21 protein-coding genes are annotated in these 19,155 nt (G+C 61.4%); 7 read left to right on the forward strand and 14 right to left on the reverse strand.

The annotated features are described in order from the left end of the window. Positions 1 to 88 precede the first annotated feature (88 nt). From DRB87_RS20310 to DRB87_RS20320, 3 genes are all read left to right on the forward strand, one after another. The gene (locus tag DRB87_RS20310; protein WP_130027249.1) at positions 89 to 310 is read left to right on the forward strand and encodes an AlpA family phage regulatory protein; all 222 of its coding nucleotides are present in this window, start codon (positions 89 to 91) and stop codon (positions 308 to 310) included. Between the two features lie 293 nt (positions 311 to 603). Next, a complete protein-coding gene (locus DRB87_RS20315; RefSeq protein WP_206100041.1) occupies positions 604 to 1,563 on the forward strand; it encodes a hypothetical protein in 960 nt (319 codons plus the stop codon). A gap of 1,349 nt (positions 1,564 to 2,912) precedes the next feature. Next, positions 2,913 to 3,572, forward strand: a complete 660-nt coding sequence (locus tag DRB87_RS20320; protein WP_130027252.1) for a DNA-binding protein — start codon at positions 2,913 to 2,915, stop codon at positions 3,570 to 3,572. Between the two features lie 115 nt (positions 3,573 to 3,687). Here DRB87_RS20320 and DRB87_RS20325 read toward each other — a convergent pair whose 3' ends face one another. From DRB87_RS20325 to DRB87_RS20360, 8 genes are read right to left on the reverse strand one after another with little or no spacing between them, the layout of a single operon-like run. Next, positions 3,688 to 4,281: a hypothetical protein gene (locus tag DRB87_RS20325; protein WP_130027254.1), complete on the reverse strand. Its 594-nt coding sequence runs from the start codon at positions 4,279 to 4,281 to the stop codon at positions 3,688 to 3,690. Further along, the gene (locus DRB87_RS20330; protein ID WP_130027256.1) at positions 4,275 to 4,763 is read right to left on the reverse strand and encodes a hypothetical protein; all 489 of its coding nucleotides are present in this window, start codon (positions 4,761 to 4,763) and stop codon (positions 4,275 to 4,277) included. Before DRB87_RS20330 ends, DRB87_RS20325 begins: the two co-directional genes overlap by 7 nt. Before the next feature lie 18 nt (positions 4,764 to 4,781). Beyond that, on the reverse strand, positions 4,782 to 5,903 hold the full coding sequence (locus DRB87_RS20335; protein ID WP_130027258.1) for a M23 family metallopeptidase: 1,122 nt from the start codon (positions 5,901 to 5,903) through the stop codon (positions 4,782 to 4,784). A gap of 14 nt (positions 5,904 to 5,917) precedes the next feature. Further along, a complete protein-coding gene (locus DRB87_RS20340; protein WP_130027259.1) occupies positions 5,918 to 6,718 on the reverse strand; it encodes a hypothetical protein in 801 nt (266 codons plus the stop codon). Beyond that, a complete protein-coding gene (locus DRB87_RS20345) occupies positions 6,711 to 7,196 on the reverse strand; it encodes a hypothetical protein (RefSeq protein WP_130027261.1) in 486 nt (161 codons plus the stop codon). Before DRB87_RS20345 ends, DRB87_RS20340 begins: the two co-directional genes overlap by 8 nt. 14 nt (positions 7,197 to 7,210) lie before the next feature. Further along, entirely contained in the window at positions 7,211 to 7,480 is a 270-nt protein-coding gene (locus tag DRB87_RS20350; protein WP_130027263.1) for a hypothetical protein, read from the reverse strand. Positions 7,481 to 7,491: 11 nt separating this feature from the next. Continuing rightward, positions 7,492 to 7,926, reverse strand: coding sequence for a hypothetical protein (locus tag DRB87_RS20355; protein WP_130027265.1), 435 nt, complete (start codon positions 7,924 to 7,926; stop codon positions 7,492 to 7,494). Further along, positions 7,923 to 10,748: a DotA/TraY family protein gene (locus DRB87_RS20360; RefSeq protein WP_018746207.1), complete on the reverse strand. Its 2,826-nt coding sequence runs from the start codon at positions 10,746 to 10,748 to the stop codon at positions 7,923 to 7,925. The genes DRB87_RS20355 and DRB87_RS20360 overlap by 4 nt, the downstream gene beginning before the upstream one ends. Positions 10,749 to 10,950: 202 nt before the next feature. On the opposite strand from DRB87_RS20360, the gene DRB87_RS20365 reads away from it, so the two are divergent. Continuing rightward, entirely contained in the window at positions 10,951 to 11,214 is a 264-nt protein-coding gene (locus tag DRB87_RS20365) for a hypothetical protein (protein WP_018746206.1), read from the forward strand. Positions 11,215 to 11,265: 51 nt separating this feature from the next. Here the strand turns inward: DRB87_RS20365 and DRB87_RS20370 are convergent, their stop codons facing one another. Genes DRB87_RS20370 through DRB87_RS20380 form a run of 3 tightly spaced genes read right to left on the reverse strand, consistent with a single transcriptional unit; the run spans position 11,266 to position 13,037 of the window. Beyond that, positions 11,266 to 11,898 carry a hypothetical protein gene (locus tag DRB87_RS20370; RefSeq protein WP_130027267.1) on the reverse strand — a complete coding sequence of 211 codons (633 nt, stop codon included), beginning with the start codon at positions 11,896 to 11,898 and terminating at the stop codon, positions 11,266 to 11,268. Continuing rightward, positions 11,898 to 12,581 (reverse strand): protein mobD, encoded by a 684-nt coding sequence (locus DRB87_RS20375; RefSeq protein WP_130027269.1) that lies wholly within the window; start codon positions 12,579 to 12,581, stop codon positions 11,898 to 11,900. Before DRB87_RS20375 ends, DRB87_RS20370 begins: the two co-directional genes overlap by 1 nt. A 12-nt stretch (positions 12,582 to 12,593) precedes the next feature. Beyond that, positions 12,594 to 13,037 (reverse strand): hypothetical protein, encoded by a 444-nt coding sequence (locus tag DRB87_RS20380; RefSeq protein WP_206100042.1) that lies wholly within the window; start codon positions 13,035 to 13,037, stop codon positions 12,594 to 12,596. 347 nt (positions 13,038 to 13,384) lie between these two features. Between DRB87_RS20380 and DRB87_RS20385 the strand changes: the two genes are divergently transcribed. Genes DRB87_RS20385 through DRB87_RS20395 form a run of 3 tightly spaced genes read left to right on the forward strand, consistent with a single transcriptional unit; the run spans position 13,385 to position 16,841 of the window. Then, positions 13,385 to 13,705 (forward strand): ribbon-helix-helix protein, CopG family, encoded by a 321-nt coding sequence (locus tag DRB87_RS20385; protein WP_130027273.1) that lies wholly within the window; start codon positions 13,385 to 13,387, stop codon positions 13,703 to 13,705. Next, positions 13,702 to 16,395, forward strand: coding sequence for a TraI/MobA(P) family conjugative relaxase (traI, locus tag DRB87_RS20390; protein ID WP_130027274.1), 2,694 nt, complete (start codon positions 13,702 to 13,704; stop codon positions 16,393 to 16,395). Before DRB87_RS20385 ends, traI begins: the two co-directional genes overlap by 4 nt. Continuing rightward, the gene (locus DRB87_RS20395; protein ID WP_130027276.1) at positions 16,395 to 16,841 is read left to right on the forward strand and encodes a hypothetical protein; all 447 of its coding nucleotides are present in this window, start codon (positions 16,395 to 16,397) and stop codon (positions 16,839 to 16,841) included. Before traI ends, DRB87_RS20395 begins: the two co-directional genes overlap by 1 nt. Before the next feature lie 21 nt (positions 16,842 to 16,862). Here the strand turns inward: DRB87_RS20395 and DRB87_RS20400 are convergent, their stop codons facing one another. The 3 genes from DRB87_RS20400 to DRB87_RS23825 are packed head-to-tail and all read right to left on the reverse strand — an operon-like array spanning position 16,863 to position 19,117. Further along, complete coding sequence (locus DRB87_RS20400; RefSeq protein WP_130027278.1) at positions 16,863 to 17,678, reverse strand: abortive infection family protein; 816 nt, start codon at positions 17,676 to 17,678, stop codon at positions 16,863 to 16,865. A gap of 9 nt (positions 17,679 to 17,687) precedes the next feature. After that, positions 17,688 to 18,527, reverse strand: coding sequence for a hypothetical protein (locus DRB87_RS20405; RefSeq protein WP_206100043.1), 840 nt, complete (start codon positions 18,525 to 18,527; stop codon positions 17,688 to 17,690). Positions 18,528 to 18,529: 2 nt separating this feature from the next. Next, the gene (locus tag DRB87_RS23825) at positions 18,530 to 19,117 is read right to left on the reverse strand and encodes a 3'-5' exonuclease (RefSeq protein WP_240756081.1); all 588 of its coding nucleotides are present in this window, start codon (positions 19,115 to 19,117) and stop codon (positions 18,530 to 18,532) included. Positions 19,118 to 19,155 lie beyond the last annotated feature (38 nt).

Below are 19,155 nucleotides of genomic sequence, written 5' to 3' on the forward strand. Positions count from 1 at the left end.
GGCGAAGCGGTCGAAACTCGTTCTCTCTGCTTTTCTGGCCCGCTTTTACTGTGATCGCATCGTTCATCGAGGTGCGGTGAGGTTCACAGTGGAAAACAACAAAGAACAACAGGATGTCGTCATCCTTCGTCGGTCACTGGTCGAGAAGAGAACCGGCTTAACGAAATCAGGCATCTACTTTCTCATCCGAGAGGGTAGCTTCCCGCGTCCTGTCCGTCTCGGGGTGCGCGCCGTGGGTTGGATCGAAGCGGAGGTCTCCGCCTGGCTGATGCAAAAGGCCGACCTTCGCTCAACATCTGCTCGCTCGTGATCGCGCCGGACACGGATCGCAAATCGGGCGATCCAGGCGCAGAGCATCAAGCCAGTCTCTCATTGCCCGAGAGCACGACAGCGCCACCCTCGGGCCAAGGCCGGAAGCGAGCCAAGGCGACGCGCCGTCGCGCTGTCGCCCCACTGCCCGATGGGGCCTTCGAGGCCCGGCAGTTGTGCCTCTTCCAGACCTTTCTGGCGAACACGGATCAGCAGCGCAGCGCGTTGTCGAACGCTTGCGACTTGTGGGACTGCATACCGCGCTACACAATCTCCCGCTCACGCATGAACAGCATGCGAACACCCGAAGGATTCCTCGAAGTTCTTGAGGTTCCGTTTCACTACAGGCAGCGACAGCTCACTGCCTTGATCTATCCCGCACGAGTTCGTGCGGCGGATGGCCGCCGCATCAGTTACTACCCAAGCGCCCGCGAAGAACTGATTGAACACGCCCTGCGGAAGTTGGCCACCGAGCAGCAGGCGGGCTTCTTTGACCGACCGGACTATCGCAGCGGGGTGCGGTTTTCGTTGCATCGTCTCCGGCGAGAGCTGGAGCAGCAGGGGCACAGCTTGCGATACGACGAATTGGTCGAAGGACTGGACATCCTCTCGCTCAGCAGCATCGAGATCATCGCCAAGGGCACTGACGGCGAAGAAGGCTTCGCTCGCGCTACCTACCTGACCGCACTCGCGGGCGTGAGCCGCAGCGACTACGAAGCTGATCGAGATGCCCGCTGGCTCGCCCAGTTCCATCCGCTGGTGACGCGCAGCATCGATGAGGTGACCTATCGGCAGTTCAACTATCAACGGCTCATGAATTGTGATGCGCAGCTTGCTCGCTGGCTCCTCTGCCAACTTGTCCTCAAGTACACGCAGGCATCAATGATCGACGGGTTTGAGATGCGCTTCAGCACGATCAAGCGCGACAGCGCACTGCTGAATGGCTACGGGCGAGTCCGAGATGCTGTCGCGGCACTTGATGAAGCATGGGATGAGCTGAAATCGCTGGGTGCACTGCACAGCATCGACAAGAAAGAACACCGAGGCGGCCGCAACAAAATCGAGGATGTGACCTACACGATCAAAGCTGCCCGTGATTTCTCGGCCGAACAGAAAGCCGCAAACCGCCGCCGCAGTGACGCCCAACGAGATGCCACCCAGCCATCGTCAACCGGCGGATCGGGTGCCGGGTGGCTACGTGCCGGCAACGTCGTGGCGAGCACACTTCACCTGCCTCGCCCACGGGTGGAATAGGTCGCGGGTGAGACAGAGCATCGGGGGGAATGGGTCGCAGGTCGCAGGGTGGATAGGTCGCGGGACGACTATTGACGAGGGGTTTGACTCGCGGGTGCCATAGCCGGACAAGGGGGATAGGTCGCAGGTCGCGGAGGAGTTCAGGGGGAATGGGTCGCGGGTCGTTGAAATCGCAGGGGGAATGGGTCGCAGGTCTCGCCGGAAGCTCTTGCTGGCCGCAAAAGCTGTGCATAAGTCGACGAATTTTCGGACTCCTTTCGACGTGCAGCAGGTGGAATGGGTCGCGGGCGGGGTCTGCTATGTCGTTGATACGACAGCAAAAAACAGCGAGTTTTTACACCCCTATCCTTTTATCCTTGTCTTTATCCTTTAAGACTTACCCTTGGTCGGTGCCGCCACGTCCGCACCGATGCCGCTCGACGCTAACTCGAAAACTCACACGGGCGGCTCCCTTTGCTGACGCTGCGGGCAAGGCTGTTGCGCTGCGCGTCGAGCCACCTACGGCGTCTCGCCCCTTTGGGCTGCCATCCTTCCCTCGCCAGTGCCCGGCTGCCGCTTGCGGCCTTCGGCGGGGCACCCCCTACGGGGGTTCCCCGATCAAGTCGGCTCCCCCTCCCCCAAATCGTGGCCCCTGCGGGGCAACATTGCTTGAAGGGCGGGCAAGCCGCCTGGTGGTGTTCGACGACCTGTGCGCCGTGGCATGTGTTCGGCGGGCTACGCTAAAAATCGGCTTGGGCCGATTTTCTTCACGCTACCGCCTCAGCCCTGAGTCCCCCGGACTCAGGGCCAAGCACGGTATGCCCCGGTGAACCATCTGGTGATGCGCACAGGCCGATTGGTCTTTAGAAAAGGGAGGGCCTGCCGCCGTCCCTGCTCGAAACGGACGTGCGCGAAGGTGCAGAGGCCCAGCAAGGCGCTTTTGAGGCATGGGAGTGGCCCGGCCGCCACGACGCCTCCGCCTCGCCTCGGCGCTCGACATCACCAACATGCGGGCCGGATGGACGCCCTCGGCGTTAGTCCGAGGGCGCATGGCTTACGTCTTGAGCAACAGGACGATGTGGTGCGTGATGCCCGTTGCGAGCAGCACGGCGTTCTCGTTGTTGCAGAACGGATAGCCGTTGTGCTTGATGACGATGATTTCCATTGTTTTCACCTCCTTTCTGGGCAGTCGCCTCACATCTATTTATGCGGCAGCACCAAAAGTCGGTGAAAAACCTCGCCATCGGCGGGCGCCCCTTGCAGGGGCCGCACCCCGCAAGCGACGGGCGACACCACCATCACGTCCCCTTGCTTCCTATTATCGTAATTACGATAATTACAGTAATTATCGTAATGCAAAGGGGAGCGACATGGCGAAGCCGGTAGCGACACAGGAGGCCGTATTTGCGGCAGCAGACGCCCTCGTTGCCGATGGCAAGGAACCGAGCATGACGCTCGTGCAGGAGCGCACGGGCGGCTCGTACACGACCGTGAAGCGGCACCTCGAAGCGTGGGAGGCCAAGCGCAAGGGCGAGATCGCCGCCGTCGATCTGCCCGCCGACATCGAGGCGCGTGGCCGGGACTTCGTGCAGACCCTGTACGCACATGCGCTGCATGGTGCGAAGGCGGCCGTCGCTGAGCCGCTCGCGCTGGCCGAAGCCTCCCGCGACAAGGCCGAGGGACTGCTTGCCGGTGCCGAGGCGGAAGTCGCCCGGCTGGAAGGCGTCGAGCAAGAGCAGATCGGCCAAATCGACGCGCTCACCCAGCGTGTGCGCGAGCTTGAGATGAGCACGGCGGCCCAGCAGGCGACGATTCAGGAGAAGGTGGCGTCGGTGGCACGGCTCGACGCCCAGCTTGCGGAGGCGCAGAACGCCCTGGCAGCACGCGATCAGGAGTTGGCTGGGCTTCGGGCCTCGGCCAAGGCCGTCGAGGGCTTGCAGGGGCAGTTGGATGCCCTGCAACGCACCGTTCAAGGACTGACCGCTTCGGCGGGCGCTGGTGCGCCCTCAGTCAAGGGAGGAAAGAAGTGAACAGGCCGAGCCGAATCGAGGCGCTGATCGCCGACCTGCGGCTGACGGCCGCGAGCTTGCAGCAGGTTATCGACGCCTGCCAGGTCGCCGGGCCAGGGTCTGAACTGCTCCAGCACTACCCCAAGATGCTGTGCGAGCTGGCCACGCGTTGGGAGAGCGAGGCCGAGCGGATCGACTGGCCCGAGGACTTGCCGCGTGAAGAGGTTTTCACGCCTGCCGAGGTCGCTGCCATCGACGCAACCGATGCCTTGCTGGACAAGCTGCGCGGCAACGGTTCGACCGGCGTGCGACGGTAGGTCGAGAGGCTTCGAGCAAGGCGGCGGGCCGCCTCCGCGCTGAAAGGCTCACCAATCACGACCACTCGCTTCGCACCGAACTGCTCACGGGCACTGTCGCCCCAGGCGGGAGGCACCAGACACACGACGGCCTCGCACTGAGCCAGCGTGCCGGTGTGCCTCAGAGCTGCATAGACACATCCAGCCTCATAGCCCAGCCAAAGTCGCAGGTCGCGCTCCCGCGGAGTGTCAGGCGTCAGCATCAGGCGCTCGCGAAGCTCGGGTGGGTAGGCCTCGCAGACCTCAGCGGCCGAGAGCTTGGCCGAGTGGAACACCGCTACGTTGATGTTCGGCCGGTTGGCGACGAAGGCCGCCAAACTCTGGCGTGCTTCGGGCGTGGACAGAATCGAATCGTGCTCAATCAGCATCAGCATGGCAAGGCCTCCCCCAGTTGATGGAGCGGACGGCGAACACCGCTGACCAGCTCCTCATTGAAAACAACACGCGCCAAGGCGGCGTGCAGCCGCTGCGCAGCTTCCTCATCGAAACCGCAGGGACACAGGATCAGCGGCGCACCCGAGCGGGTCGCCTTCTGGATGTAGCCCTGTGCATCCCAGTTCGGCACCACGGCCGCCCAGTAGAGCTGCCGCGTCCGGCGAAGCGTGCCGGTGATCTCGCGTTCCGGCTGCTCATCCGAGCGCACGGACCGGTGCGCCACGTCGTTGATCCGGTTGCCCAGTTCGGGCACCTCACCGCGCACGTCATCGACTGATCGCATTGCTCCGATCCGCCACCGCGTGAGCACGAGATCCACCTGCGGATAGGGCATCAACACCTTGGCCAGCCGGGCAGCAGGCCCGATGTCACCGATGGTCTGCCCGTACAGCAGCCGCTCGAAGTCGAAGAAAAGGATCATGATCTTGACCCTCCGATGTCACTGGATCGAGCGTTGCACGTCGGCGCGCTGCGCCCGCTCACGGGCCGCATCCACCTGCTGCCGCTTGGCGACGAGCTTTTGCGAGGTGTAGAGCGCCATCAAGGCTTCCATGCGCTCTTTCTTCTGCCGGATCGCTGCGTTGAGCTGTGCAGACACACCCATCGCACGCAGGTAGTCCACCCAAAGAGCGCGGCTGCTGACTTGCGTGATGGACTTGTTCCATTCCGAGTCCGCGAAGCGGCGCATAGCTTCGGTGCTCATCATCTCGGCGGGCGACATGGTTTCGTAGTCACCGATGGGTGGCGACGGCAGTGAGCCGTAGCCGTCCGCGTCGTTGAGCACGCTCGCCATCGAGGTCGCGCCCTTGGAGGCCGCCTGCAAGGCGTCGCCGTTGGCTGCGGCGACCTGCACCGGGTCGAACTGGGTGGACGGCGGCACGCCCATCGGCGGGGCCGCGCCGAACAGCTTGTTGTATTGCGCCATCGTGTCGCTGCCCAGCACGGGGTACAGGCCGTCGTTCTGGATCGGGAACGTCTTGCAGAAGTAGGGCGATGGATCGGTGGCGTAGTTGAAAGCCGAGTTCTGCTTGGTGATTGCGTTCGGCAACTGCGCCGGGTTGAACGTCGGGTTCTTGTTGGCGTCGGCCGAGAAAGTCTTGGCGCGAGCGTCATCCGAGTTCGGCACACCGTAGATGAAGTGCAGGTGGACTGCGCCGCCCGGCTTCATGCCGGTACTGCCAGCACGGCCGATCTCCTGCCCGGCCTGCACCTTGTCGCCCTCCTTCACCGCGATGTACGACAAGTGGTAGTACACGGCCGATTGGCCGTTGTCCCGCTTGATGACGACGGTGTTGCCTGCGCTGCCGCGCAACTTGGCCCACGTCACGGTGCCCGCCGACGTGGCGTAGAGCGGGGCGGTCTGCCCGCTGGTCGAGAAGTCGAGGCCGTCGTGCATGTGCGGCTTGGCGTTGCCCGAGCCGAAGTTGGCGGCACCGCCTTCCCGGAATTTGCCGAAGCGGCCGGAGACTTGCTCCTTCGAGGTAGGCGACACCATGCAGGTGTCAGCGAATGCGCTGCCGCTGATCGCCAGCGCGAGGGTCAAAACGAGCGACTTGCGCATCTCTCAGTCCTCGGTCAGTTGAAGAGGCTCGAAGCCCAGCTCGTGAAGCTCTGGGGTTCGGTCTGTGTGGGTTGAGCCTGCTGGCTGGCCTGCGGCTGCACCGAGGTCGCGGGAGCGGCCTGTGCGCCTTGCTGGGTGCCTCCGCTGCTGAACACAGTTTGGTTCGCGCCGAAGGCGTTGGCGTTCACGCTGTAGGCGGTCGCGGCCGAGGCGGGCTTGTAGCCACTGCCGAGCTGCGGATCGAGGGTGCTCATCGAGCCGCCCACGGCGCTGTCGGCCATGCCGTTGATGTCGGTGAACTGCTGGCCCAGCGTGTTCCATTGGCCGATGGCTTGGTTGATCGGCGACGTGACCATGCCGGACACCTTGCCCACGGTCGAGCACACCTTCTTCTGCGCGTACTTCAAAACCGCGTCCTGCGCCGAGGACAGGATCGAGCCGAGCGAAGGAATCGAGAACGACAGGTCGATGATCTGGCTCACGCTCGCGAAGCACTGATCGTTCACGTCGAAGAGGCTTTCGACGTTCGGCGTGGCCGAGGCCATCTCGCTGTGCGCGCCGATGGCGGTCTTGATGCTTGCACCGATCCCCACGTCGTCGCAGTTCTTGAGATCGTCCTGCATCTTCTGGTTCATCGCCGCGTCCACGGCCGCCATCGACGCTGACACCCCGGTAGTGGCACCGCTGCCACCCGTCGAGAAAATGGACGAGAACCAGTTGCCGCTGGTCTGGGACGCGCCCGCGCTGGCTGCCAGCGCGAGCGAGGCGCCCACCAGCACGCCGATGGCGGGCTTGGTGAGGGCGGCTTTATTCATGGCCGCCTCCACGGATGCAAGCGAGCTGGACGGTGCCGGGCTGCGGCTCGCTGGCTTCGAGTAGGCCACCCTTGACCTTGCGGATGAAGCGCGGGCCGTCTTTCTTGAGGACTGCCGCCTTCGCCACGTCGGCCAGCTTCGCGCCTACCGGCTGGACGGTGTACGAGCTGCCTTCATCTTCGTCGCCGTGGAAGATCGAGATGGCCGACACCTTGAGCGAGCCGAATACGGTCAGTGCCTCGGGCAGCTTGTGGTCGCCGTCGAGCTGCCGGTTTGTCAGGCCGAAGATGCCCAGCACCGACGAAGCAGAGGGCAGCGGTTCGCGGCACTCGATGGCGGCGCGCAGGATTGCCGAGGCCTTGGCCCAGTCACCGGCTGCGGGTGCGTTTGCATCACGCAGGGCGGCGGGCATCTGAGCGCTGGCAAGCGTAGCGACCAACAGCAGGACGGAAGCGATCAGGGTGTGGGTGGCTTTCATGGTGAGCGGGCCTCTCAAGCAGCTTGGTAAGACACCGGCACGCGGTCGCGGCCGAGGACGACAGAGGCGAACTCGCGCAGGCCCGGCAGGTCGCCGAAGGTGCTAGCGATACCACCCGGAGAGGTCAGCACCCAACGGTCGGTGCTGCCTGCCAGCGTCGCGTGCAGCTCGTAGCCGTCCTTGGTGGCCACGATGCGGGCCGTGCGTACAGCGGAGGGAGTGACGCGGCGAACCCGGCTGTTGAGGTGGGTGGCGTGGAGGAAGGTGATTGAGGGGCGGCGCATGAGGTGACTCCTTACGGGATAGGGGATTCAGTCGCTTGCAGGCATGCCCGGCGCGACTCATCGACGAGACGCATGACCACGGACAGACCGGCGAGCTGGGGGTTGTTGTGGGGCGCAGTGCGGATCAGGCCTTTCGCCATCGCCTTGTCGAGCCGGTCGGCGTACTTCAACGCGAAGGCGACCTTGGCAGCGTCGTCGGCTTGCAGGAGGGCGTCCGCAGCGGCAGCCAGAATCTGGGCCATGCCTTGCACCATTTCATTGGCAGCATTCAGTTGCGGCTGAACTTCGGCCCATGCCTCCTGACGACCCTGTTGGATGCCCTGATTCATGCCCTTGCGGAAGCCTTCATTAAGGCCACGCTGATGGCCCGCTCGCTGCCCATCCTGATAGCCGATGCTTTCCATCTCGCGAGCAGCGGCAGGGGTGCTCCAATAGTCGTGGGTCATGCTTCCTCCTTCGGTGTTGTGGCGTCGCCCGTGTTGATCGGGCCATCGGGTTCGGCTGCGTCACCGGGAGTGCGCTTCGCTTCAATCGCGGCGGCGACGCGCGAATCCGCTCCCTCGTTGAACGCGGCGACAGCTTCCTTGCCGATGGTTGGTGCCGTGCGCTTGAGGGCTGCTGCTGCACCAGTGACGGCGGCAACCCCACCGTTCACGAGTGCGTCACCGGGGCCATTGGCTTGTCGCATGGCTTGAGCGGCACGGCCAGCGCTCTCGCTGACGGTCGAGGCCGCTGCCATCACTGCATGGCCCATGCCGACGCCAAGTGCATCGGAGACGCGATTGCTCATCGTGCGGCGAGGCTCGCCACCTTCCGACTCAATCGGAGGGGTGTCACCCGCCGACAAAGGGCGCGACGACTCGACATTCGATCCGCGAGCGGCACCTGCGGAGGCAACACCACTGCGGGCGGATGCCATAGATGCCCCAGTGCCCTCGGCGGCTGCATCCAGAGGCGGGGCCACACCTTGACCACCCACGTTCACAGGCGTTGTTCCGGCACCACCGCCACCACCAAGGCGGGGCGTGCCCCCACCGGAAGAAGGGCCACCAATGTGGCCGCCATTGCTGGAGCCGCCATCCTTGTCCTTGGGTAGCCCCTGCACCAACGGAGAGCGTGCCTGAGACGACAGGTTGGAACGCATTTCGCTGGATGCGCTGGTGGCACCGAGGTCATGGACACCCACGTTCAGCCATGCCAGCACACGATCCGGCAGCACTTGGGGCAGGCCGTAGATCATGAACAGCACAGGCAGCAGCAGGCCGCCGAAGGCGATGAACCACCAGAAAAACTGGTTGAACTGGGCAAGTACACCGACCCAGCCGGTCGAAGCCGCAACGTCGCCGCGCATGGCGAAGAACGCCTTGGCGATGTAGTCAACCAGAGGGTCAGCAACCAACGTCGCAGCGAACAGGCCAATGACAGCCAGCGCCGGGCGCACGAAGAGCGCCATCAGTAGCAGGTAGCCTTGAGCTTCTGAGCCGACGAAGGTCTGACTCGGGCGCATGTGCATCACAGCCCATAGCGGTGCGGCGATGACCGTTTGCAGCACACCCAGTACCCAGCCAACCACCGTCACCATGAAGATGGTGTAGGGCAAGCTGGGCAGAAAGACGCCAAAGTAGAAGGCCAGCAGGCCGATGTAACTCTCCAGCTTGGCGAAAACCTTGAACGGGACCTCAATCAGCCAATCCCAAATGGGGTCGGTCACACCACGGAAATCGGCCTTGTTCCCCAAGATTTCGACCCCGCCTGCTGCGCCAACCACTACGCGAGCCGCAGTCATCGTGGTTTTGATGGTGAACTCGGCCGCCCACAGCATGGTTTGGTAAGAGGCCAGCAGGTCGCCAGTCAACTTCATCCGAGTGATGGCATCCGTGCCTGATCCGCTGCCGATGGCAAGGTCAGTCGTCTTCTTCATCAGGTCGTTCATCAAGAGCGTGGTCTTGGTGGACATATCTGCATCCAGCGAGCCGACATTCACGTCACTGTTCTTGTCCCGAGGCAGCAAGCTCGCCATGTCCTCAGGCTTGACGGTGGTCGAGCCGGCATAGCCATTGCCAGCTTGCTCGGCCTTCTTGACGATGGTTTCCGCGATGGTCGTCACGCTTGTTTTGAGCAAGCTAGACCGGGCGTCGTCCGGGAGGCCTGCCAGTGACGGCGTGGTGACGCCGCCCACCGATTCGCTGGTGATCGTTCCCACCTTGGTGCGCAACAGGCCAATGCGCTGATACCAGCCACCGGCCATTGCCCAGCCCTCCTTCGTCATGTCCGCGACGAAGGCAGTAACGCCGTTGTTGATTGCGGACTCACCGGAGGTCATCTGATTCGCAATCGCGGCGACGATCTGATCCTCTCGGTTCTTCACGATAGTGTTGAACTGCGACGACTGCACGTTGGTCCAGCCCGGCTGACTGACGTCGCTGGGCATCGTGTTGACCCAGTTGTCGATGTCTTGCATCAACCCCATCGCAGCAGCGGCCTTCTGGCTTGCCAAACCTGCGCGCACGTTGTCGAGTGCGGCTTGTGTTCCCGAGGTGTCGCTGTAGTTGCCAGAGGGGGCATAGGTGGTCAATGTGACGGTGCCGCAGATTGGCTCACCGCCGCCGAGGTTGGTCGCCGCGTTGCGATCCTTGATATAGAACGTGTAGTCCGTGCGCGTGCCGGTGACGAACTGCTTGTCTGCTGCGGCCGAATCCGCCATCACAGCGGGATTGCCTGCTGCATCGGCGTAGATGGTGTTGGCAGCGCGGGCGCAGTAAGCCGCCGCGAGGTACTGCTTGGCGAAGTCCCGCAGCCCGAAGTAGGTGCCAGTCTGGTAGGAGGTCGCGACGATGCCATCGGGTTTGAGTAACCCCATGCCCATGCCGACGTTGTAGACGGTGTTGGCGAATCCGATGCTCCACAGCGAGATCATCAGCACGAGCATCTGGATGAAGCTGTAGCCACTGGTCGAGGGCAGGAGCACTGCGCCACCAGCCACGATCCGCACGGGCGTCCAGACCGTGCTCCACGCCTTGCCCATCGCCTCGCCATCGTTGGCCGTGTTGATCGCGCCCATCGATGCCACGTAGGACACGATGATCGAGCCGACGACCAGGACACCGGAGTTGAAAACGCTGAACACCGCCGCCAGCAAGTTGCTTGCTGCGGCGACGGTGTTCGGGTCTTGCCCCTTCACCAGCACGTCGATGATGGGGCCGAAGATGTGACCAAGGATGCCGACCGTCACGTCATCCGGCGAAGGTGAGAAAGGCATCTGGGCCATGTGTTCGACTCCGATCAGTTCTTTTGCGCTTGGAAGAATCTTAGGCCATACTGCATACACGTGCAACCATACGCACAAAAAGCAATGAGCCTATGTTTTTTGAGCGACACACAATGTTTGGCACAGTGTTTGCGCACTGTTTGACACATTGTTGAGGTGTCGAGGTTGCGCTAGAAAATCGTCTTTTTTGAAGGAGAGAAAAATGCAGATTGCGACTGTTTCCGGGGCCATACAGGTGCCCGACCTGAAAGCACGGGCTGGGGCCGCGCACGAGCGCGTGAGGATGGTTGGCGCGGCCGTCGTACGTCCCGCCAAGGAGCTTGGAGCGCGTCTGAGCGCTGTCACCCGAAAGCCGTGGTTTTTCCCGGCGCAGGTGGTGGCGGTCTTGGGCCTGTTGTGGCTGCAACAGCACGGCTACTTGCATGTGCCAGTGACAATGTGCGACTGGGCCAGAGTCGGCAAGTAGCTTGTCATCGGGATGCGAGGGCGCTGCTCCCGCAATGCTCCCTCGCCAGCGTCACGGCAGTGCCCATCCGTGCAAACTGCCGTCCGCATCTGGGTAGGGCAGGCAAGCCCCGTTTTTCACCTTCCAGCCCGGTGCGCTGCATCTTGCTACCTGCTGCAAGCTACCCACCAGAGCCAAGCGATATGCCAGTTGCCCCTCTGGCGTGTTCGCCCAAGTGGCTGCTGCGGATTCATTCCGCGCTACTTTGATGGCTGCGCCATATCCTGCTTCTTTCCCTTGATCGAAGGCCATCCAGCCAGTTATCAGTAGGCTGATTGAGGCTGCTCCGATCCCGATGGCCAGCGCTTTCCACTGCTGTTTTTTTGCGGTGTCACTGGCCACTTGGTTGACCGCTTTGCCGAGCTGCTCAACGAGGTCGCTGTGTGCCAGTTGAGCTGCCGTAGCTGCCACCCGCCGGGTTGTTTCTTGCGTCTCGCGGACTGCTGTCTTGGCTGCCACCTCGATGCGGCCCGGCATGCTGCTGTACAGCCCGTTGTAGAACTCCAGCACGATCATCAACACCATGATGGCGTCGTTCTCGCGCACATCCAGCACGTTCATCACACGGGCAAGCCGATCAACTTCTTCTTGTGTCGGCTTTCGCTGGAAAGCCGCCTCGAAGGCGGCAGCAACAGCCAAGGTCATCACATCACCTGCGCAAGCGACTTGAATGCTTCGTCACGCCACCGGATCAGTTCGGCCCTGTGCCCCAGCGGCATCTCTTTCATTGCTGCCTGAATCGTCAGGCGTTGCGTCGCCATCTGGTCCGCTACCCTATCCGCGAGGTCGGGAAAGTCCAATGTGTGGCCGCCGCCCTCTTCGATCCGCTTCTTCAACTGACTGCCGTTGTAGAGCTGGAACTTTTCAATGCTGCCGTAGTACCCGTTGCGCACCACATGCACCTGATGGTCTTTGCCCACGGGCATTGCATCAAGGTAGTCGGCCAGCAATTCCAAACTGTCCCTTTGTCGGTTGATGACCCACATCGTGACCATCGTCCTGCCGAGTTCCCCCAAGGTGCTTTTCAGCGTCTGCCCGTAGCGTGCTACCCCCGCGCTGTTTCTTGCGGCTGTGTTCACGATGACCGGGATGCCGCGAGCCTTGTCGAGCGAGTTGATCATCTCAATCCACCCATCCGCTTCGTCGAGGCTCATGGCCGCGCACTGGACTGTCTCCGAGTGCGCCTTGAAAACGTCTGGGTTCGCGTCATCAGTTTCGATCACAAAAGGCTCGATGCCGCGCTGTAGGAAGGCGTCGATCAAGGCGGTAGCCACCATGCTCTTCCCAGTCCCGCCTTTGTTACCGGCGCACAGATAAATCTTGTTCATGTCATTGCTTCCTCAGAGTTGTTGGCGATCAGGCCGGGTGATTGCAGCGGTTGCGCTGCTGGTGTTGGTCGGCGTTTGCGATAGAGCCGCTGCTGCGCGTTCCCCGATGGTGGGTGCGGATGCCACGCTTTCGCTGGAACGCGATGCGTGCGGCGTGCTATCAGGGGGTGCGCTGGCGGTTACCGCCTTGCGCTTCCCCGATGGCTTCTTGCTGCTGGCCTTGCTGCGCTGCAAGTAGCTCTTCAATGTAGGAGCCCCAATCTCAAGCCCTTCCGCCGTGAGGTATTCGGCCACCTGTTGAATCGTCCAATTGCGCTCCCGGATCAATGCCAGGATGTCCGCTGCAAGCAATCTGACCTCTTCCTGTTTGCTGATTTCCCGAGTCTTGTTTTCCACTGAGGGCAACGCGCGCAATTTCGCCGCAAGCTGCTCCGCTTGTTCAATCGTTCTCCGCATTTCCACACGCTCCTCAAATGCTCAGTTCGTTCATCGTAGGAGCGACGTGCTGGGTTGAACATGCTTTAGCTGGCCGTGGGAAAAATTGTTCTGTCTGGATTTGTCTTCAGGGAAAGAGGCGTCTGCATACTGACTGCTACTGGGGTGTGTCCTAACTGCGTAACAGGATGGCCCTTGTCGAACACATAGCGCTCCGCGCCATGTGCCCGCCAAGGGACGCCGTGTCCTCGACGCTCCGCGTCTCGATCCGTGGCTCACCTCATCCTGCCCTGCCGGGGGCCGGTGACAACGATGTAGACAAACAGACACACCCCGCCGCACACGGGGCCAGTTGAAGGAGCCCGCGAATGCCGTTTGAGGTCAAAGAAGGAGAACCGCTGACGCAGCGGGTCGGTGTTCGCTTTACCGAGAAGGAAAAGGCGAAGTTGCAGAAGCTGGCTGATGACGCTGGCTTGACAGTCAGTGAGCTGGTTCGTCGCATCACCTTTGGGCGCAAGCTCATCACCGACTTGGAAGAGCAACACATCCGAGAACTCAACCGACTCGGAGGCTTGCTCAAGAAGCTCTACCTACAGTCGGGTGGCGTGAATGCAGCAGAAAGCGCGAGGGTGCTGCGACGCATCTATGCCGCCATCGACGAGCAGGCCAATCGGGCGAGCATCCGATGATCCTCAAGAAGATTCCTGTCGATCAGGACAAAGCCGGGCGCAAGTCAAAAGCGACCAACATCAGTGACCTGACCGAATACATCGCTGCGCCGGATGACGCGGCCCGTCTGACCCGGCTCGGGTATCACATCGACGACGATGGCGTGATCCACGGCGGAGACGGTGAGCAGCCGGAGAAGGTTCTTTATCTGACGACACGCGGCTTCAATACCAGTACCTTCAAGGGTCAGCAGGCAGAGATGATTGCTCTCTCAATGGAGTGCAAGAAGTCGAAGTACCCGATTCAGCACTGGGTTGCGAGCTGGCCTGAGGATGAGCAGCCGACACCTGAGCAGGTGGAGGAACTGCTGGACGTGTTCCTTGAGCAGCTTGGGCTTGAGAAGCACCAAGTTATTGCGGCGTTGCATCGCGACACTGACAACATTCACCTGCACATCGCAATCAACAAGGTCAGCCCCGAAACCTATCAAGTGGTCAAGCCTGCGAAGGGCCGAGACAAAGAGGCGGGACAACGCACGCTTGCAATCATCGAGCATCGCCAAGGGTGGCGGCCTGAAAGAAGAGCACGCTACACGGTGATGGACGATGGCACCGTCGCCCGTGTCGGCAGGCTGGATAGCACGCCCAGCGTGCCGACCCGTGCGGGGGACATGGAGAACCGCACGGGCCAGAAGAGCGCGGCACGAATCGCCATCGAAGAGGCTGGCGAACTCATCCGGGTTGCATCGAACTGGGCCGAGCTGCATCAAGGCCTCGCGGAGCGCGGAATGCGCTACGTGAAGGCCGGTGGCGGTGCGCATATCTACGTGGGCGATCAACCCGTCAAAGCGAGCACTGCGGGCCACTGGTGCAGCTTGCCGAAGCTCTCCAAGCGGCTTGGTGCATTCGAGCCCGCTGCCTCCGCTGTCGTAGCGGTTGAGCGCAAGCCCGAGCCGCTGCGGCCAGACTTGCCCGGCTGGGATGACTACATCACTGCCGCGAAGCATCATCGCGCACACCTCGCGCAGAAGCTGCGCGAAGAGAAGGAGCGCTACGAGCGCGAGTTGGCCCAGTTCCGGGCAGAGAAGGCAGAGCGCAGCGCGGCCATCGCTGCCCAGAACTGGAAGGGCAAGGGTGAGTTGTTGAATGCCATGCGCAGTGTGGCGGCAGCCGAAGCCAAGAAGGTTGAGCTGGAAATCAGGGAGCGGCATCGGCGGGAAGCCAAGGCGCTGCGGGATGCCCGCGAAGCATGGCCCGAGTACCACGACTGGCTTGCCAAGTGGTTCAGCGCCGAAGATGCGGGGGACTACCGATACCACCGGCACGAACCGCTGCGCCTCGAAGGTGACGGCGACAACGAGGTCTTGCCGCGTGATCTCCGTGCCTTCGCGGGCGAGATCGTCGGCAGTGCGGTGGAGTACCGCCGCCAAGGGGCGGCGGGGGGTGTGTCTGAGGCAGTGTCATTCACCGACCACGGCCGTCGCATCGACGTGCAAGAGGCGCACGACGTGGCTGCAACCTTGGCCGCCCTACAGCTCGGGGCCGCCAAGTGGGGCAAGGTCAGCGTATACGGCTCGGACGAATACAAGGCCACATGCGTTCGGCTTGCTGCGGAGCATGGCATCCGCATCGCCAACCCTGAACTTCAAGAACAAGTTGAGGCGGCCAAGGAAGCACGCCGAATAGCACGGGAGGAAGCAATGCGCGCACCGCAGATGAGGCTCTTTGCCCAGTACCACGAAGCAATCGGTGCGGACAGGTACACGCTAACGTCGATCAAGATGGCGGCTGATCATCGCAAGGCCTTTGTCTTGGGTGGCAAGGACGGAGTGGAGGCAGCAGTGGTGGAGCGACGGATGCGGGAGCTGTTGCGCTTCCACGCACGCGGCGAGAACCTGTACTACACCCCGCGCAGCCAGAGGATGCACCATGTGCTGCTTGATGACTTGAGCGACGCCAGCCTGCGCCAGATGCTCGCTGACGGCTACCGACCTGCCGTGGTGATGGAGTCCAGTCCGGGCAAATTGCAGGCCATCCTGAACGTGCCCAAGCTGGGCCGCCTGGACGATCAGGACGTGGGCAATCGCCTGATCGTCGCCCTAAACAAGCAATACGGCGACCCCAAACTGCAAGCCTGCATCCATCCACACCGCGCGCCGGGCTTTGAAAACCGGAAGTGGGAGCCGGGTGCGCCTGCGCCGAAGTACCAGCGGCCTAATGGCACCTTTCCGGTGGTGGAGCTGCGGCACGCCGTGGCCTGCACCTGCGATAAGGCATACGCGCTGAGCTGCGTCGTTGCTCGCCAGCTTGAGGAGGAAGTCCGGGTGGCACAGGATCGGAGGCCTGCCCTGGCCGTTGCGGCGCGTACTGCACTGTCCAGCAGTGCCTACGAAGCCCACTATCGCGACATCGCTGCGCGCCACAAGGGCGACGGCATCGACCTGTCGCGCGTGGATTCGATGATCGCCGTGCGGCTCCGGGCCACAGGGCACGGTCAGGACGAGATCGCGACCGTGCTTGAGGCCTGCGCTCCGTCGATCCGTACCACAGACGAGGGCCGCAACTGGCATGACTATGCCCAGCGAACAGCGCGCTATGCCTTTGGCCCGGACGGCTCGCGGATGCTCGCCAAGATCGAGCGCTACCGGGATCAATTCTTCCGGCTCGAAGGCCGTGATCCAGCTCATGATGAGCTGAGGATGGAGCGGTAATGCAGCGCGCAGAAACACTCACACATCAACTGCCAGTTGGGTTTTCGGCCGATGAGCTAGCTTTAGCTGCGCGTTGGATTGCCGCTCGTTCTCGGTCGGTGGCCAGTCTCGCGCAGATCGAGAACACCCTCACCGCCGTGCAGTCGATCTTGATCAGAGCGCGAGGCGTGGTGTGCCTGCGTGGTCTCCTCTCAGACTTCGGCCTCGAAGTTCTGTACATCCCTCCAGTGAACCGGATTGGTGGTGTATTGAACAACCTACGAGGCCAGGTCGATCTCATCGCTCTGGCCGACATCGGCCGCGCTTTGCGAGCCGAGTTCCTGACTTCGCATCGCGACATGGTGCAGATCGAAACCGATGACGGCGCGCAGGTCATTGTTTACGCCATTGAGGTGCGAGCTACTGTGCTTGCGGCAACTCGCATCCAACTCATCGAAGATCAGTGACCATACAGGCGAAGTCGCATGTTAGAACGGCAGTTCGTCATCTTCCCATCTTGCTTTCTTCACTACCTCGGTCTTCGACTTGATCTTCAACTCCAAGGCCTTGATGAACCGGATCGACGCCGCCACATGATTGAAGATCAGTAGGCTTTCCTCGTAGTTGAGGATCGGGTTGTCATGTGCCAAGCTTTTGTTGTTGCGCACATCGTTGAAGGCCTCCAGCACTGAGATGCTGGATTTCAGGATGCGCTCGGTCATCGCCGATTCGAGGTGACCGCTATCGCGCAAGGCACGGACGTACTCTCCAAACACGCTGTGTAGCGGCTTGTCGCGATTGACCTCAATACCATGAGGCTCGCAGGCAATTCGCACGAACTTGATGACGAAGGTGTGCAGCCGATCAAGCGCACCCTCGGGCTGGTTTTTCTCGATGGCTTCGCGTACGTGCTCAGCCACCACCTCGAAGTCGCGCTCGTCAACGGTCGCAGCCAGGGAGTCCAGTTCCGCAACCGGCTGGTCGCTGAGCAGACGCTGAGCAATCTTTCGGCAGTCGTCGATCAGTGCCGGACTGCTGTCGCCGAGGCATTCTTCCTGAGTACCGTAGGCCATCAAGCCTTCAATCGCCCGTCCTACCGTGCTGTTAGTGGCGACATCCCAGAAAGCGCGCATCCGCTTGGCCTTCGAGTCCCCGCCCGTACGGTATTGGGCCGCGTCAATCTCGACACGGTAGTCGATGAAGAACTCCGCATATGTACGGTCTGAAAAGTTCAGGACGTAGCCGCTTTCCATGCCAAGCAGCTTTTCGAGCTTCCGACGCTCGAAGGCGGTCAGGTCAGACATGCTCCTTCCTCATTTGGACTTCAAACCTACCCATGCCATCGCGCCCAGAATTAGCAGGATAGCGGCATGGGTTAAGGACGGAACAAATCGCCACCATAGCCGGCGCAATGCCCACCGCACAGGACGGGCCTCGGCACGCTTGATCTCCTCAGACAGGTTCTTGATGGCACGCTCGCGCTGCGACATTTCAAACGCAAGCTGGTTACGCTCGTAGAGGACTTCGCCGAGGTATTCGCGAACATCCCGTTCGCGAAGGTTTTGCTTCCACGTCTCGACGGGGGTCAATGCCCCAGCCAACATCGGCTTGGACAAGCCCTCGCATTGTTCAGGATCGCTGTAATCGAATACAAGCCCGAACTGCTCATAGAAGCGATTCCGCCTCGCCTTGTTTTCATCATGAGCCTGACCCGACAGCAACTCGATAGAGCGGACGCTGGCTTCTGGCCACTGTCGCACCCACAGCACTATCTCATTCATGAGATAGGTGCCGATCCGTTGTCCTTCAAGGCCAGGAAGATCAAGGAATACGGCACCTTTAGAAGTAGACTCAGAGGTCAGCGAAACCGATGGCGTATCCCCGAAGCCCCGCGAATAGCCGCCGGAGAAGTAACCTTTGCTGCTCATGCGATAAGAGTGCTTCGGTGCAACGCGTTCGTAGGACAGGCGGAACGATGCCTCGTATACGGAGCCGTCCCGCTCATCCCTCCGGCAGGTCTCCTGCCGTTCGATGAACAGCCACGCAATTGGATCGCTTTCTGGTTTGTCTCGATCTCGAATCTCAAGCACACAGATGCGCGGCTTGACCCGCTCGCCGCTTTTCCAGTCGCTGTCGAAGGAAGGTAATGCCATAGTCAGTCACCTTCGCCAAGGAGCAACACGCAGGGGTCGTCTTTGGGGGTCAGTATTGTTGTTTGACGCTTTCCTCTCGTGACACTGACCCGAAAATTCTGACGTGCTTGGTCATTGATTTGATCTCTGGAATTGAAACGCACAATACGATCCGGGTTGGCGACTATTTCATTTTTTACTCGCCTTGGCCACCCTTCAAAAATAATCACTTCGTCAAACTGTTTCCCCTTGGCTTTGTGCATATTCATCACAACAACGCCGGACTCAGGTTTGGCACTCGCAGCAAAATGCTCCTGGACGAACGCTTGTCGAATGATCGCCAGCACATTGCGATATCCATTATCTCGCCAATCTTGAGAAAGCTGTTGGCGAAGCTGAGTACCCCGATCCAGTAGGCGAATGTTTTTAACCTCTTCCGCGATCTCTTTCAGGCGTTTACATGGTCCATCTTCAAGGGTACGCCGCACAGCTCGCCAATCCTTGTCTGGATCGCCCGTCAAGACAAGAGCACGTACCTGATCGTATACCTTCAAAACGTTGACCAGGATACTGTTCTTGTGGATCGCTTTACCATTGGCACGGCTGGTCAACAGCTTCTCATAAGCACTCTGGATATTTGCAGCCTCTT

The organism is Pandoraea sp. XY-2 (genome assembly GCF_004193915.1).
GTDB lineage: Bacteria > Pseudomonadota > Gammaproteobacteria > Burkholderiales > Burkholderiaceae > Pandoraea > Pandoraea cepalis.

Excerpts from the sequence above, each read along its gene's own strand:
- DRB87_RS20315 (WP_206100041.1), top strand. The coding sequence starts at position 604 with ATGCGAACACCCGAAGGATTCCTCGAAGTTCTTGAGGTTCCGTTTCAC.
- DRB87_RS20320 (WP_130027252.1), top strand. The coding sequence starts at position 2,913 with ATGGCGAAGCCGGTAGCGACACAGGAGGCCGTATTTGCGGCAGCAGAC.
- DRB87_RS20325 (WP_130027254.1), bottom strand. The coding sequence starts at position 4,281 with ATGCTGATGCTGATTGAGCACGATTCGATTCTGTCCACGCCCGAAGCA.
- DRB87_RS20330 (WP_130027256.1), bottom strand. The coding sequence starts at position 4,763 with ATGATCCTTTTCTTCGACTTCGAGCGGCTGCTGTACGGGCAGACCATC.
- DRB87_RS20335 (WP_130027258.1), bottom strand. The coding sequence starts at position 5,903 with ATGCGCAAGTCGCTCGTTTTGACCCTCGCGCTGGCGATCAGCGGCAGC.
- DRB87_RS20340 (WP_130027259.1), bottom strand. The coding sequence starts at position 6,718 with ATGAATAAAGCCGCCCTCACCAAGCCCGCCATCGGCGTGCTGGTGGGC.
- DRB87_RS20345 (WP_130027261.1), bottom strand. The coding sequence starts at position 7,196 with ATGAAAGCCACCCACACCCTGATCGCTTCCGTCCTGCTGTTGGTCGCT.
- DRB87_RS20350 (WP_130027263.1), bottom strand. The coding sequence starts at position 7,480 with ATGCGCCGCCCCTCAATCACCTTCCTCCACGCCACCCACCTCAACAGC.
- DRB87_RS20355 (WP_130027265.1), bottom strand. The coding sequence starts at position 7,926 with ATGACCCACGACTATTGGAGCACCCCTGCCGCTGCTCGCGAGATGGAA.
- DRB87_RS20360 (WP_018746207.1), bottom strand. The coding sequence starts at position 10,748 with ATGGCCCAGATGCCTTTCTCACCTTCGCCGGATGACGTGACGGTCGGC.
- DRB87_RS20365 (WP_018746206.1), top strand. The coding sequence starts at position 10,951 with ATGCAGATTGCGACTGTTTCCGGGGCCATACAGGTGCCCGACCTGAAA.
- DRB87_RS20370 (WP_130027267.1), bottom strand. The coding sequence starts at position 11,898 with ATGACCTTGGCTGTTGCTGCCGCCTTCGAGGCGGCTTTCCAGCGAAAG.
- DRB87_RS20375 (WP_130027269.1), bottom strand. The coding sequence starts at position 12,581 with ATGAACAAGATTTATCTGTGCGCCGGTAACAAAGGCGGGACTGGGAAG.
- DRB87_RS20380 (WP_206100042.1), bottom strand. The coding sequence starts at position 13,037 with ATGCGGAGAACGATTGAACAAGCGGAGCAGCTTGCGGCGAAATTGCGC.
- DRB87_RS20385 (WP_130027273.1), top strand. The coding sequence starts at position 13,385 with ATGCCGTTTGAGGTCAAAGAAGGAGAACCGCTGACGCAGCGGGTCGGT.
- traI (WP_130027274.1), top strand. The coding sequence starts at position 13,702 with ATGATCCTCAAGAAGATTCCTGTCGATCAGGACAAAGCCGGGCGCAAG.
- DRB87_RS20395 (WP_130027276.1), top strand. The coding sequence starts at position 16,395 with ATGCAGCGCGCAGAAACACTCACACATCAACTGCCAGTTGGGTTTTCG.
- DRB87_RS20400 (WP_130027278.1), bottom strand. The coding sequence starts at position 17,678 with ATGTCTGACCTGACCGCCTTCGAGCGTCGGAAGCTCGAAAAGCTGCTT.
- DRB87_RS20405 (WP_206100043.1), bottom strand. The coding sequence starts at position 18,527 with ATGGCATTACCTTCCTTCGACAGCGACTGGAAAAGCGGCGAGCGGGTC.